Source organism: Klebsiella sp. 141251 (assembly GCF_050600725.1).
Taxonomy (GTDB): domain Bacteria; phylum Pseudomonadota; class Gammaproteobacteria; order Enterobacterales; family Enterobacteriaceae; genus Klebsiella; species Klebsiella aerogenes.
The window spans coordinates 586136-600075 of record NZ_JAQIRG010000002.1 but is presented as its reverse complement, the minus strand read 5'-3'; the positions used below and the strand labels follow the sequence as shown (position 1 = coordinate 600075).

The 13940-nt window shown below is 57.8% G+C and carries 15 protein-coding genes and 1 pseudogene; 13 read left to right on the top strand and 3 right to left on the bottom strand.

Annotated elements, in window-relative coordinates; translation table 11 throughout:
* The first annotated feature begins 181 nt into the window (after positions 1–181).
* The 13 genes from paaA to paaY all read left to right on the top strand — a co-directional run bounded on the left by paaA (position 182) and on the right by paaY (position 11331).
* Entirely contained in the window at positions 182–1111 is a 930-nt protein-coding gene (paaA, locus tag PGR09_RS07440; RefSeq protein ID WP_025713674.1) for a 1,2-phenylacetyl-CoA epoxidase subunit PaaA, read from the top strand.
* Between the two features lie 11 nt (positions 1112–1122).
* On the top strand, positions 1123–1410 hold the full coding sequence (gene paaB / locus PGR09_RS07435) for a 1,2-phenylacetyl-CoA epoxidase subunit PaaB (protein WP_004224492.1): 288 nt from the start codon (positions 1123–1125) through the stop codon (positions 1408–1410).
* Positions 1411–1417: 7 nt separating this feature from the next.
* Complete coding sequence (gene paaC, locus PGR09_RS07430) at positions 1418–2173, top strand: 1,2-phenylacetyl-CoA epoxidase subunit PaaC (protein ID WP_430915990.1); 756 nt, start codon at positions 1418–1420, stop codon at positions 2171–2173.
* A gap of 11 nt (positions 2174–2184) precedes the next feature.
* Entirely contained in the window at positions 2185–2682 is a 498-nt protein-coding gene (paaD, locus tag PGR09_RS07425) for a 1,2-phenylacetyl-CoA epoxidase subunit PaaD (protein ID WP_047079065.1), read from the top strand.
* 7 nt (positions 2683–2689) lie between these two features.
* Positions 2690–3760, top strand: coding sequence for a 1,2-phenylacetyl-CoA epoxidase subunit PaaE (gene paaE, locus PGR09_RS07420; protein ID WP_315710714.1), 1071 nt, complete (start codon positions 2690–2692; stop codon positions 3758–3760).
* Positions 3757–4524 (top strand): 2,3-dehydroadipyl-CoA hydratase PaaF, encoded by a 768-nt coding sequence (gene paaF, locus PGR09_RS07415; RefSeq protein WP_315710712.1) that lies wholly within the window; start codon positions 3757–3759, stop codon positions 4522–4524. The genes paaE and paaF overlap by 4 nt, the downstream gene beginning before the upstream one ends.
* Positions 4525–4526: 2 nt before the next feature.
* Positions 4527–5315 (top strand): 2-(1,2-epoxy-1,2-dihydrophenyl)acetyl-CoA isomerase PaaG, encoded by a 789-nt coding sequence (gene paaG, locus PGR09_RS07410; protein WP_045393862.1) that lies wholly within the window; start codon positions 4527–4529, stop codon positions 5313–5315.
* Between the two features lie 3 nt (positions 5316–5318).
* On the top strand, positions 5319–6740 hold the full coding sequence (locus tag PGR09_RS07405) for a 3-hydroxyacyl-CoA dehydrogenase (RefSeq protein ID WP_430915989.1): 1422 nt from the start codon (positions 5319–5321) through the stop codon (positions 6738–6740).
* The gene (paaI, locus tag PGR09_RS07400) at positions 6730–7152 is read left to right on the top strand and encodes a hydroxyphenylacetyl-CoA thioesterase PaaI (protein WP_023279988.1); all 423 of its coding nucleotides are present in this window, start codon (positions 6730–6732) and stop codon (positions 7150–7152) included. The genes PGR09_RS07405 and paaI overlap by 11 nt, the downstream gene beginning before the upstream one ends.
* Positions 7152–8357, top strand: coding sequence for a 3-oxoadipyl-CoA thiolase (pcaF, locus tag PGR09_RS07395; RefSeq protein ID WP_025713681.1), 1206 nt, complete (start codon positions 7152–7154; stop codon positions 8355–8357). Before paaI ends, pcaF begins: the two co-directional genes overlap by 1 nt.
* 26 nt (positions 8358–8383) lie before the next feature.
* Positions 8384–9700 (top strand): phenylacetate--CoA ligase PaaK, encoded by a 1317-nt coding sequence (gene paaK, locus PGR09_RS07390; protein WP_047067822.1) that lies wholly within the window; start codon positions 8384–8386, stop codon positions 9698–9700.
* 98 nt (positions 9701–9798) lie between these two features.
* Positions 9799–10725, top strand: a complete 927-nt coding sequence (gene paaX / locus PGR09_RS07385; protein WP_026612287.1) for a phenylacetic acid degradation operon negative regulatory protein PaaX — start codon at positions 9799–9801, stop codon at positions 10723–10725.
* Between the two features lie 9 nt (positions 10726–10734).
* On the top strand, positions 10735–11331 hold the full coding sequence (paaY, locus tag PGR09_RS07380; protein ID WP_047048885.1) for a phenylacetic acid degradation protein PaaY: 597 nt from the start codon (positions 10735–10737) through the stop codon (positions 11329–11331).
* An 82-nt stretch (positions 11332–11413) separates the two neighbouring features.
* Here paaY and PGR09_RS07375 read toward each other — a convergent pair whose 3' ends face one another.
* From PGR09_RS07375 to PGR09_RS07365, 3 genes and pseudogenes are all read right to left on the bottom strand, one after another.
* Positions 11414–11881, bottom strand: coding sequence for an HTH domain-containing protein (locus PGR09_RS07375; protein WP_047048882.1), 468 nt, complete (start codon positions 11879–11881; stop codon positions 11414–11416).
* A gap of 46 nt (positions 11882–11927) precedes the next feature.
* On the bottom strand, positions 11928–12866 hold the full coding sequence (locus PGR09_RS07370; protein WP_047079068.1) for an HpcH/HpaI aldolase/citrate lyase family protein: 939 nt from the start codon (positions 12864–12866) through the stop codon (positions 11928–11930).
* A pseudogene (locus PGR09_RS07365) lies at positions 12866–13939 on the bottom strand (cysteine protease StiP family protein). Before PGR09_RS07365 ends, PGR09_RS07370 begins: the two are co-directional and overlap by 1 nt.
* Position 13940: the final 1 nt, after the last annotated feature.

Genomic DNA, 13940 nt, shown 5'->3' with positions numbered 1-13940 from the left:
TAATTGGTTGTTGTGCTTACATCGCTGTTTTATCTGTCATTTACAAAAGGTTTTGCGGTTATCATCACAAAAAGAACAAACAAAATTTGTGGTTTTATTTAACTAATATGTAACCTTCAATAAACAAAGTGATTCACATAAATGTTTTTATTGTGAATATCGGAATCATAAAGGTGATGACGTGACAGAAGAACAACGCTTTGACCAGCGCATCGCGCAGGAAACGGCCATCGAACCGCAGGACTGGATGCCGGATGCCTATCGTAAGACCTTGATTCGGCAGATAGGCCAGCACGCGCACTCGGAAATTGTCGGCATGCTACCGGAAGGCAACTGGATCACCCGCGCGCCGACGCTGCGCCGCAAAGCGATCCTGCTGGCTAAGGTACAGGATGAGGCCGGGCATGGGCTTTATCTCTATAGCGCCGCGGAAACGCTGGGCTGCGCGCGGGAAGACCTGTATCAGAAAATGCTCGACGGGCAGATGAAATACTCCTCCATTTTTAACTACCCGACCCTCAGCTGGGCGGATATCGGCGTGATCGGCTGGCTGGTCGATGGCGCGGCCATCGTCAACCAGGTGGCGCTGTGCCGAACCTCCTACGGCCCCTATGCCCGGGCGATGGTCAAAATCTGCAAAGAAGAGAGCTTTCACCAGCGTCAGGGATTTGAAGCCTGCATGGCGCTGGCGCAGGGCAATGACGCGCAGCGGCAGATGCTGCAGGACGCCATTAACCGCTTCTGGTGGCCGGCGCTGATGATGTTTGGCCCCAACGATGACAACTCGCCGAACAGCGCCCGCAGCATGGCGTGGAAAATCAAACTGCACTCCAACGACGAGCTGCGTCAGCGCTTCGTCGATAACACCGTGCCGCAGGTAGAGATCCTCGGCATGACCGTACCGGACCCGGATTTGCGCTTTGATGAAGCCAGCGGCCACTACCGCTTCGGCGAAATCGACTGGCAGGAATTTAACGAGGTGATTAGCGGCCGTGGGATTTGCAATCACGAACGGCTGGCCGCCAAACGTAAGGCCTGGGAAGAGGGCGAGTGGGTGCGCGAAGCCGCGTTGGCCCATGCGCAAAAACAGCAGGCCCGCAGCGCGGCATGAGGAGAGAGAACATGAGCAAAGTTTACTGGCCTTTATATGAAGTGTTCGTTCGTAGCAAACAGGGGTTATCCCATCGCCACGTTGGCAGTCTGCACGCCGCCGACGATCAAATGGCGCTGGAGAACGCCCGCGATGCTTATACCCGCCGCAGCGAAGGCTGCTCGATTTGGGTGGTGAAGGCCAGCGAAATCGTTGCTTCGCAGCCGGAAGAGCGCGGCGAATTCTTCGACCCGGCGGAAAGCAAAGTCTACCGTCATCCGACTTTCTATACCGTGCCGGACGGCATGGAACATATGTGAGGCGGCGATGAATACCCCTAACCCCGTAGCCACCTACGCCCTGCGTCTTGGCGACAATGGTCTGGTTCTGGCCCAGCGTTTAGGCGCCTGGTGCGGCCATGCTCCCGAGCTCGAGATCGATCTTGCGCTGGCCAACATCGGCCTCGACCTGCTCGGCCAAGCGCGCAATTTTTTAAGCTATGCCGCCGAGCTTAACGGCTGCGGCGACGAAGATACGCTGGCCTTTGGCCGCGAAGAACGCCAGTTCAGCAACCTGCTGCTGGTGGAACAGCCCAACGGCAATTTTGCCGACACTATCGCCCGCCAGTTCTTTATCGACGTCTGGCACGTCGCCCTGTTCAGCCGCCTGGTGAACAGCCGCGACGCGCAGCTGGCGGCCATTGCCGCTAAAGGGCTGAAAGAGGTGCGTTACCACCAGCGCTTTAGCCGCGGCTGGCTGGAGCGTCTCGGTAACGGCACCGAGGTATCAAATCGCAAAATGCAGCAGGCGGTCGACAATCTGTGGCGCTTCACCGGCGAACTGTTCCTTGCCGATGAAGTAGATCTCCTCCTGGTTGAGCAGGGCATTGCGGTTGATCCGCGCGAGCTTCAGGGTGAATGGCAAAGCGCGGTACACACGGCGCTGCTCGACTCCGGCTTACAGATCCCGCAGGAAGAGGCTTTCCGCAGCGGCGGCAAACAGGGGCTGCACAGTGAACATCTCGGCCCGCTGCTGGCGGAGATGCAGTATCTGCAGCGTTCGCATCCCGGACTGCAGTGGTAAGTGAGGTGACTATGCAACGTCTTGCCGACATCGCTCCAGCAGAGGTTCGTACCATCTGGGGATTATTAAGCGCGATCCCGGATCCGGAAGTGCCGGTACTCACTATCACCGACCTTGGTATGGTGCGCAGCGTCGCGCGCCACGGCGACGGTTGGGTGATTGGCTTTACCCCGACCTATTCGGGCTGTCCGGCGACGGAGCATCTGCTGGGCGAGATCCGCGCGGTCATGAGCGAGCATGGCTTTGTGCCGGTACATATCGTCCTGCAGCTGGATCCGCCGTGGACCACCGACTGGATGAGCCAGGATGCCCGCGAGCGACTGCGCCAGTACGGCATCAGCCCACCGCAGGGGCACGCCTGCCATGCGGATATGCCCGCCGAGGTGAGCTGTCCGCGCTGCGGCAGCACCCATACCTCGCTGATTAGCGAATTCGGTTCCACGGCCTGCAAAGCGCTCTATCGCTGCGACAGCTGCCGCGAACCTTTTGATTACTTTAAATGTATTTGAGGTTGCCATGACGACGTTCCATTCGCTTAAGGTGGCGAGAGTCGAGCCGGAAACCCGCGATGCGGTGACCATCACTTTTGCGATTCCGCAAGCCCTGCAGGCGGACTACTGTTTTCGTCCGGGCCAGCATCTGACGCTAAAAGCCCGTCTGGGCGGCGAAGAACTGCGCCGCTGTTATTCCATTTGTCGCAGCCGCACGCCCGGCGAAATTAGCGTCGCGGTCAAAGCTATCGACGGCGGGCGCTTTTCGCGCTACGCCCAGCACGATATCCAGCAGGGTATGGAGCTGGAAGTGATGGTGCCGCAGGGGCATTTCGGTTATCAACCGCAGGCTGAACGGCAGGGTGAATATCTGGCGATTGCCGCCGGTTCCGGGATCACGCCGATGATGGCGATCATTAGCGCGACGTTGGCGACCGAGCCGCAAAGCCGCTTCACGCTGATCTACGGCAACCGCAGCAGCCATAGCATGATGTTCCGCCAGGCGCTGGCCGATTTAAAAGACCGCTATCCGCAGCGCCTGCAGGTGATACACCTGTTTAGCCAGGAGTCGATGGACAGCGATCTTTTACAGGGGCGCATTGACGGCGACAAACTGCGCCAGCTCTCCGCGCATTTACTGGATTTCAGCCGTTTCGATGACGCCTTTATCTGTGGACCGGCGGCGATGATGGACGACGCGGAAGCAACGTTACGTGAACTTGGCGTAGCGGAGAAATCGATTCATCTCGAACGCTTTAATACACCTGGCGGCAATGTGAAGCGCGCCGCCGGCGTGCAGGCGGAAGGGCGCACGGTAACCATCCGCCAGGACGGGCGCGATCGGCTGATCGCCCTCAGCGCCGAAGACGACAGCATCCTGGATGCCGCATTGCGTCAGGGCGCGGATCTACCATTTGCCTGTAAGGGCGGGGTTTGTGCCACCTGTAAATGCAAAGTGCTGCGTGGCGAAGTGGCGATGGCCGCCAATTACAGTCTGGAAGCGGATGAGCTGGCGGCGGGTTACGTACTGAGCTGCCAGTCGTTACCGACCAGCGGCGATGTGGTAGTCGACTTTGACGCGCGGGGGATGGCATGAGTGACCTGCTGATCCACCGTCATGGCCGGGTGCTACAGCTGACGCTGAACCGCCCGCAGGCCCGCAACGCGCTGAACAATGCCCTCTTAACCCAGATTGCCGAGGTGCTGGAGGCAGCGTCAATTGATGACAGCGTTGGCGTCTGCGTTATCAGCGGTAACGCGCGTTTTTTCGCCGCCGGGGCTGACCTCAACGAAATGGCTGAAAAAGATCTGCCTGCCACCCTTGATGATATTCGCCCACGGTTGTGGGGGCGAATCGATGCCTTTACTAAACCGCTCATCGCTTCGGTCAACGGCTACGCGCTCGGCGCCGGCTGCGAGCTGGCCCTGTTGTGCGACCTGATTGTCGCCGGCGACAACGCCCATTTTGGCCTGCCGGAAATTACCCTCGGCATTATGCCGGGCGCTGGCGGCACCCAGCGGCTGATCCGCAGCGTAGGTAAGGCGCTGGCCAGCCGGATGGTGCTGAGCGGCGAAAGTATTGACGCCCGCCAGGCCCAGCAGGCCGGGTTGGTCAGCGATATCCATCCGGCGGCGTTAACCGATGAGTACGCCCTGAAACTGGCTGCCACCATCGCCCGCCATTCGCCGCTGGCGCTACGGGCGGCAAAACAGTCGCTGCGCCTGTCGCAGGAAGTCAGCCTGCAGGCCGGTCTGCAACAGGAGCGCCAGCTGTTTAGCCTGCTGAGCGCCACCGAGGACCGCCGCGAAGGCATCGACGCCTTCTTACAAAAACGTACACCGGAATTTAAAGGACGCTAATCGTGGAAGCTTTCATTCTCAGCGCAGTGGAACAGGGCGTCATGACCATTACCCTCAATCGCCCGGACCGCCTCAACAGTTTTAACGATCTGATGCATCAACAGCTGGCGGAATGTCTGAAGCAGGCCGAGCGCGATGACGGCATACGTTGCTTGCTGATCACCGGCGCCGGTCGCGGCTTTTGCGCCGGCCAGGATTTGAACGACCGCAATGTCGACCCCAGCGGCCCGCGGCCGGATCTCGGCATGTCGGTAGAACGCTTTTACAACCCGTTAGTGCGCCGTCTGGCGGCGCTGCCGAAGCCGGTCATCTGCGCGGTCAACGGCGTGGCCGCTGGCGCAGGCGCTACCCTGGCGCTGGGCTGCGATATCGTGCTGGCCGCGCGTTCGGCCAAATTTGTGATGGCGTTCAGTAAGCTCGGCCTGGTGCCGGACTGCGGCGGCAGCTGGTTCCTGCCGCGGGTGGCCGGTCGCGCTCGCGCAATGGGGCTGGCGCTGCTGGGCGATAGCCTAAGCGCGGAACAAGCCGCGCAGTGGGGAATGATATGGCAGCTAGTGGACGATTCAGAACTGGCGGATACCAGTCTGCAGCTGGCGCGCCATCTGGCGGCGCAACCGACGTTTGGTCTTGGGCTGATTAAAAAGGCGCTGCTGGCTTCTGAAACCAACAGTCTCGACGCGCAGCTGGACCTGGAGCGCGATTATCAGCGTCTGGCCGGGCGCAGCGATGATTACCGCGAAGGGGTCAGCGCGTTTCTGGCCAAACGACCACCACAGTTCAGCGGGAAATAGGCCATGACAACATCCTTATCCACGGTGGCAGTGATCGGCAGCGGCACCATGGGAGCTGGTATTGCTGAAGTGGCCGCCGCAGCCGGACATCCGGTGCGTATTTTTGATATTAACCCTAAGGCCGTAGGCCAGGCGATAGAGGGTATCGCCGGGCGTCTGGCGTCGCGCGTTGCGCGGGGCAAACTGGCCCCTGAGCAGGCCGACGCGCTGCTGGCGCGCCTGCATCCGGCCCACGATTTAGCCGCGCTTGCCGATGCAGATTTAGTGATCGAAGCGGCCTCTGAACGTCTGGAAGTAAAAAAGGCGCTGTTCGCGCAGCTGGCGGAGATCTGCGCGCCGTCAACGCTGTTGACCAGTAATACCTCGTCTATTTCGATTACCGCCATCGCCGCCGGGGTCAAAAATCCGGAGCGGATGGCCGGGCTGCACTTTTTTAATCCGGCGCCGGTGATGAAGCTGGTCGAGGTGGTGAGTGGCCTGGAGACTTCTGCGGAGGTGGTAGAGCAGCTGTGCCAGTGCGTAAGCGGCTGGGGGAAACAGCCGGTGCGCTGCCGCTCAACGCCCGGTTTTATCGTTAACCGCGTAGCGCGTCCGTTCTACGCCGAGGCCTGGCGCGCGCTGGAAGAGCAGGTTGCCGCCCCTGAGGTTATCGATGCCGCTTTGCGTGACGGCGGCGGTTTTCCGATGGGACCGCTGGCGTTGACTGACCTGATTGGCCAGGACGTCAACTTCGCCGTGACCTGTTCGGTGTTTAACGCCTTCTGGCAGGACCGCCGTTACTTACCGTCGCTCCTCCAGCAAGAGCTGACGCTGGCCGGGCGGCTGGGTAAAAAGAGCGGTCACGGCGTCTATCGCTGGCCCGCGGAGACGCAGCCGGACGCGGCGCTGCCGTCGGTATCTACTGGCGCTCAATCCATTACGGTTGTAAGTGACAACGTCACTGAATTAGATGCTCTCTTGTTGCTGGAGACCGAAGGCGAGACGGCGCTGGCGCTGAGTGTGAAGCACCACCGCCCGGTGGTGGTGTATGACCTGTGCGCCAGCGATACGGTGGTGTTGGCCGCAGCGGCGACCAACGCGCCAGCGGCCACTGATAAGGCCGTGCATTACTTCCAACAGCAGGGCAAGAAAGTGCTACGTATCGCCGATTATCCCGGACTGCTGGTGTGGCGCACGGTGGCGATGCTAATCAACGAAGCGTTGGATGCGGTGCAAAAAGGGGTCGCCAGCGCGCAGGATATCGATACCGCCATGCGCCTTGGCGTCAACTATCCGCAAGGCCCGCTGGCGTGGGGAGAAAGCCTTGGCTGGCGACGGGTGCTGCAACTGCTGGAGAACCTGCAACATCATTATGGCGAGGAGCGCTATCGCCCCTGTTCCCTGTTGCGCCAGAAGGCGCTGATGGAGAAGCACCATGAGCAATGATCCGTGGCGCAACGCGCGCGTGATGTACGAAAAAGATACCTGCGCCAGAAAGATGGGGATCGAACTTATCGAAATGGACGACGGCTTTGCGCAGATGAGCATGACCGTCTCGGCGGACATGCTTAACGGCCATCAAACCTGCCACGGCGGTCAGCTATTTACGCTTGCCGATACCGCTTTCGCTTACGCCTGTAACAGCCAGGGGCTGGCGGCGGTGGCCTCGGCGGCGAGCATTGATTTTCTTCGTCCGGCGTTTGCCGGCGACAGGCTGGTCGCCACCGCCAGAGTTAAACAACAGGGCAAGCTGACCGGCGTCTACGACATCGAAATTGTTAATCAACAGCAAAAGATTGTGGCCCTGTTTCGCGGCAAATCGCACCGCATCGGCGGCACAATCACGGGAGAAGTGTAATGCGCGACGCCTTTATTTGTGACGGGATCCGCACGCCGATTGGCCGCTACGGCGGAGCGCTGGCCGGCGTCCGCGCCGACGATCTTGCGGCGATCCCGCTGCGTGAGCTGCTGAGCCGCAATCCCGGGCTCGACCCGGCAGCGATTGATGATGTGATTTTCGGCTGTGCTAACCAGGCCGGTGAAGATAACCGCAACGTAGCGCATATGGCGACGTTGTTGGCCGGTTATCCGCATACCGTGCCGGGCACCACGATTAACCGCTTGTGCGGATCGGGTCTGGATGCAATCGGTTTTGCCGCCAGGGCGATCAAAGCCGGCGATGCCGATCTGTTGATTGCCGGCGGCGTGGAATCGATGTCGCGCGCGCCGTTCGTGATGGGAAAAGCCAGCGCGCCTTATCAGCGTCAGGCGGAACTCTTCGATACCACGATTGGCTGGCGTTTTGTGAACCCGCTCATGGCGCAACAATTCGGAACTGACAGCATGCCGGAAACGGCAGAGAATGTAGCTGAATTGTTAAATATCAGCCGGGCCGACCAGGACGCTTTCGCCTGGCGCAGCCAGCAGCGCACGGCGCAGGCCCAGCGCGATGGCATTCTGGCGCAGGAAATCGTGCCGGTGCAGATCATCGGCAAGAAAGGCGCGGTCAGCGCGGTACGCGATGATGAGCATCCCCGCCCGGAAACTACGCTTGAGCAACTCGCGCTATTAAAAGCGCCGTTCCGTAAAGGCGGAGTCATTACGGCCGGGAATGCTTCCGGCGTTAACGATGGCGCAGCGGCGCTGATTATCGCCAGTGAACAGCAGGCCAGCGTACAGGGGCTCACGCCGCGCGCGCGTATCGTGGCGATGGCGACGGCGGGTGTTGAGCCGCGCCTGATGGGTTTGGGGCCGGTACCTGCGGTGCGTAAAGTGCTGGAGCGCGCCGGACTCAATATTAACGATATGGATCTGATAGAGCTGAATGAGGCCTTCGCCGCGCAGGCGCTGGGGGTGCTCAGACAACTCGGCGTGCCGGATGATGCGGCGCACGTGAATCCCAACGGCGGCGCCATCGCGTTAGGTCATCCGCTGGGCATGAGCGGCGCGCGGCTGGCGCTGAGCGCCAGCCTTGAGCTGCAACGCCGGGGCGGGCGCTATGCGCTGTGTACGATGTGTATTGGCGTGGGTCAGGGCATTGCCATGATCCTTGAGCGAGTGTGAGCTAATTTACCTGCGAGTACCCTACAATGATAACTACTACAAAATTAGATCCGATTGAAACCGCATCGCGTGACGAACTGCAGGCCCTGCAAACCCAGCGCCTGAAATGGACGCTGAAGCATGCGTATGAAAATGTGCCGATGTATCGCCGCAAATTCGACGCAGCAGGCGTGCACCCTGACGACTTCCGGGAATTAAACGATCTGAAAAAATTCCCCTGTACTACCAAACAAGATCTGCGCGACAACTATCCCTTCGATACCTTCGCGGTGCCGATGGAGCAGGTGGTGCGCATTCACGCCTCATCCGGCACCACCGGCAAACCGACGGTGGTAGGTTATACGCAAAACGATATTGATAACTGGGCCAATATTGTCGCCCGTTCGCTGCGTGCGGCCGGTGGTACAGCGAAAGATAAAATTCACGTCGCCTACGGCTACGGCCTGTTTACCGGCGGCCTTGGCGCGCACTACGGCGCGGAACGTTTAGGCGCGACGGTGATCCCGATGTCCGGCGGCCAGACCGAGAAACAGGCGCAGTTAATCCGTGATTTTCAGCCGGATATGATCATGGTGACGCCGTCCTACTGCCTGAATCTGATTGAAGAGCTGGAACGCCAGATGGGCGGCGATGCCCGCGGTTGTTCATTGCGGGTCGGCGTGTTTGGCGCCGAGCCGTGGACGCTGGCGATGCGCGCGGAAATCGAGCGCCGCCTGGGGATCACCGCGCTGGATATTTACGGTTTGTCGGAAGTCATGGGGCCGGGCGTAGCGATGGAGTGTCTGGAAACCGTTGACGGCCCGACCATCTGGGAAGACCACTTCTTCCCGGAAATCGTCAACCCGGACGACGGTACGCCGCTGGAAGATGGCGAGCATGGCGAACTGCTGTTTACCACCTTGACCAAAGAAGCGCTGCCGGTGATCCGCTATCGTACCCGCGACCTGACGCGCCTGCTGCCGGGAACCGCGCGGACCATGCGCCGCATGGATCGCATCAGTGGACGCAGCGATGATATGTTGATTATCCGCGGAGTTAACGTCTTCCCCTCGCAGCTGGAAGAGGAGATCCTCAAGTTTGAACACCTGGCGCCGCACTATCAGTTAGAGGTGAATCGCCGCGGTCATCTTGATTCGCTGGCGGTACGCGTTGAGCTGAAAGAGAGTGGGCTGGCGTTGAGTCATGAACAACGCTGCCAGATTTGCCATCAGTTGCGTCACCGTATTAAGTCAATGGTCGGGATTTCTACCGATATTACTATCGTCAACTGCGGCAGCATTCCTCGCTCTGAAGGAAAAGCTTGCCGGGTATTCGACCTGCGTAAAGCGGTGGTTAGCGGTTAAATCTCTCCCGGTAACCCGGCTGAGGCCTTTACGCCGTAAGCCGGGAATTTTCTGTGCTATGATTCATAAAGGAAAAATATAACAACAGAATGAATCAGATGAGTAAACTCGACGCCTTTATTCAACAAGCTGTAACGGCGATGCCGATTAGCGGCACGTCATTAATTGCCTCGCTGTATGGCGACGCCTTATTACAACGCGGTGGGGAAGTATGGCTGGGTAGCGTCGCGGCGCTGCTTGAAGGATTAGGTTTCGGCGAGCGCTTTGTCCGCACCGCGCTATTTCGCCTCAATAAAGAAGAGTGGCTCGACGTCGTGCGTATCGGCCGGCGCAGCTTTTATCGCCTGAGCGATAAAGGACTACGTCTGACCCGGCGCGCGGAACATAAAATCTACCGGGCGAACGCCCCGGAATGGGACGGAACCTGGCTGCTGCTACTGTCGGAAGGATTAGAAAAAACGGTTCTGGCGGAAGTCAAAAAGCAACTGCTATGGCAGGGATTTGGCGCGCTGGCGCCGAGCCTGCTGGCCTCGCCGTCGCAAAAGCTGGCCGATGTCCAATCGCTGCTACATGAAGCGGGCGTCGCTGAAAACGTCATCTGTTTTGAAGCCCATTCGCCGCTGGCGCTCTCAAGGGCGGCGCTGCGCGACCGCGTAGAAGAGTGCTGGCATCTCACCGAACAAAATGAGATGTACGAGGCGTTTATCGCATTGTTCCGACCGTTACTGCCGCTGCTGCGCGACAGCGAACCGTCAGAGCTGACGCCGGAGCGCTGTTTCCAGATCCAACTGCTGCTTATCCATTTCTATCGCCGGGTGGTATTAAAAGACCCGCTGCTGCCGGAAGAGCTCCTGCCTGCGCACTGGGCCGGGCAAACCGCGCGGCAGCTGTGTATCAATATTTATCAGCGCGTGACGCCCGGCGCGCTGGCCTTTGTCGGCGAAAAAGGCGAAAGCTCGGTTGGCGAGCTTCCCGCGCCGGGGCCGCTTTATTTTCAACGCTTTGGCGGTTTGCCGGGCGTCTAAGGAGGTTGCATGCCGATTTATCAGATTGATGGGCTGACGCCAGTGGTGCCGGACGAGAGCTATGTTCATCCGACGGCGGTGCTGATTGGCGACGTGATCCTGGGAAAAGGGGTCTATGTTGGGCCAAATGCCAGCCTGCGCGGCGATTTTGGCCGTATTGTAGTAAAAGACGGAGCCAATATTCAGGATAACTGCGTCATGCACGGCTTCCCCGGCCAGGATACGGTGGTGGAAGAGGACGGTCACATCGGCCACGGCGCAATTCTGCACGGCTGCGTGATTGGTCGCAACGCGCTGGTGGGGATGAGCGCGGTAATTATCGACGGGGCGGTAATTGGCGAAAACAGTATTGTCGGCGCATCGGCCTTCGTAAAAGCGAAAGCGGAAATGCCCGCCAATCATTTAATTATCGGCAGTCCGGCGAAAGCGATTCGTACGCTGAGCGAGCAGGAACTGGAGTGGAAAAAACACGGTACCCGTGAATACCAGGTGCTGGTGGAACGCTGTAAGCAGTCGCTGCATCAGGTGGAGCCATTAAAAGAGATAGAGGCCGGGCGTAAGCGTCTGGAATTTGATGAAAACCTGCGGCCAAAATCGGCGAGCTGAATGTGACTATTGTTTTTATTATAGCGTGACCGCTCCGGTACAGGTTTGTTGCCGCCCGGACACGGGGCGGCGAACGTCATAATCAGCGCTTCTGCTTGTAAAAGGAATCAATTAATTCATCAATAAACTTCTGCGCCAGCATCTCTACAGCGCCGCTACGGGTAAGCATCGCCAGGCAGGCCAGGCGGTCCAGTTTACGTAGCACTGAGCGTTTAACCGACAGCGAAATAGCCTTTTTTTGATCCTTATTCAATACCACTTTACCTGATGGCATCGGCATTTTCAGGCCGCTATTGACACGGATCGCTTCTGCCATTCGCTCCATCATATCCTTAGTCAAGGAGCCACTGGCGACAAGTTGATAGGTATGGGCGGCTTTACTATATTTTATTTCCGCCTCATAGGTGTCCCGCAACGTTTTCAACGTTCTTGATAACGTTGGATCCGAACAATCCAGCTTTTCCAGCAGTTCCGCTGAGGATACCGGTTGCCCGTTGCCGAGAATAAGCGCCAGTTTAAAAATGCGCTCTTGTTTACTATTTAATCTCATCCTGAGACCATCGCATTATCCATAGTGGGTGTGTTGATTAATTTATCTAACCCTGGGCTAAAGCATCAGGGGCGAAATCACTAACAATGCCGTAATAGGCTGCTCTGGCCAGAATTGCCGCTGCCCAGTTGCGATGGGTGGCCGGTTCGCACATTGTTCCCTGAGATTTAAACACTGCCTGGCTGGAGTTAAGGATCCGTAGCGCATCAGCGTGTTCGCCGGGTGTGACCATTAGCGCACGCTCAATAGTCAGTAACTGATTGGGATGGATGGCTGTTTTTCCGACCAGGCCGTGGGCCATATCCAGTTGCAATTCCCGCTCCATGATCTCCTGGCTGTCGATATGTTCGCAGACCGGTGCTGTCAGGGCAAAATGATAGGGAGAGAAAACGGATACCAGCATTTTGATAACGTATCCCATTGGCCCGTCATACAGCGTCAGATTACGCGAACGACGAAGCGAGATAACATTCATGAGATCGTTACCACCGATACGCAAGGCAATTATCCTGGCCCGACATGGATGGGCGCTGAGCTCTCCGGCAAGCTGGCGCATTTTCTCGCAATCAAACACCTCTTCGGTTTCCAGCGTTGGCATTATGCTCAAAGGCGTGCTGCCGATCGCGCGCCACCAGCCAGCCAATGAATGATGCGTAAATTTGGGAATGACCAGACCGTCAATGGCCGTTAAATCAAAGTTCTCAATTAGCAGTTTCGCCATGGTTAGATGTCGTGGGCGTATAAATACCAGCGGCCAGTAATGATGCTCTTGCGTTGTTTTGGCACGGGCTAGCTGTATACAGAGGTTTTTGAGGTTTACCAGAGCATGTTTGATATCGCTTTCGTTAACCGAATCTTCAAGACAGATCACTAATGAGCGTAGCCCTTTAATTTTGCCGTCAATAATAGTGGAGGCAATATCGTGGCGAGTGGCGGGCATGTATAGGGTCGCTCCCAGATTCCATGCCGAGAGACGTGTTTTCATTAAAATACCTTCTTAATAATAGTGACGGCGCGGTATTGGCCAATTTCATCGCCAACTTCGCTTATATGAATACCTTTATCGCGGGCTAACGCCATCAGTAGCGCAACATCCGGATCGTTAATGGCGCGCACCAGAACATGATCGGGTACCCTGCGAAGCACCGCGCGCGTTGCTTCTGCGATGCCTGGTTTGATGCGGTTAAGATTGTCGACGGCATATCGTTCAGCGAGATGAAGCACTACCGCTTCGCTTTTGCGTCGAAGTCTGGCTTTCTGCGCTAAATCGGGTTTAATCTGCGCGGCAGAAACTAGCGTCTGTCGATAATTATCAACGGTATCAACTAGTAGTTGGCCGCATTCAAAATCAGCTAAATGATTGCATTGCACACAACCGTGAAAGCCGACCAGTGACCATAGTGAGCGAGAAATCAGACCCGATACCGGCGCCCCCATGATACCGAAGGGGATTAACCAGTCATCGTCAGACGCGGACAACTATGCGCAGCCGCAGGGGTCGGCTAACACCACCAGCTTTGGTTCGGCAGGGTAGCCTTTTCGGCCGTGAAGCGAACGCTGCAGCTGCGAGCGAATGGCGCCTTTACCGGTCCATCCGTCGACAAATACGATACCTTGCGTACCGTGACGATTTTCAATCCATTCAAGTGCGGCGCTATCAATACCGCGATCGCGAATAATGCTGATACCGTAGTGGAAGGACGTTTTACCCGCGTCGCGCAGCGCCCGCTGTAGCATCACCCCCAGCGGGACACCCGCACGCACCAAACTCACCAGGATGATAGGCGTATTGTTGAACTGCGCGATGAGCGTGTGACTGAGCTGCTGCACTTCGTTAGCCATACGTGGCGTTTCGCGCTGTAGGGCTTTGGCAAAAAGATTAAGATGCCACTGACTTGGCGCGGGCTCCTGGCTTAGCAAGTCGGAATAATGCGCTTTACCCGATTGAATCAAAGCCTCTTTTTCATCAACCGACGTCATGGCGATATTCACAGGATTGAGCAAAAAGCGGACGTCATTTTGCGCAAAAGCGCCGGAAAAGTGATGGAGCTTGTGCATA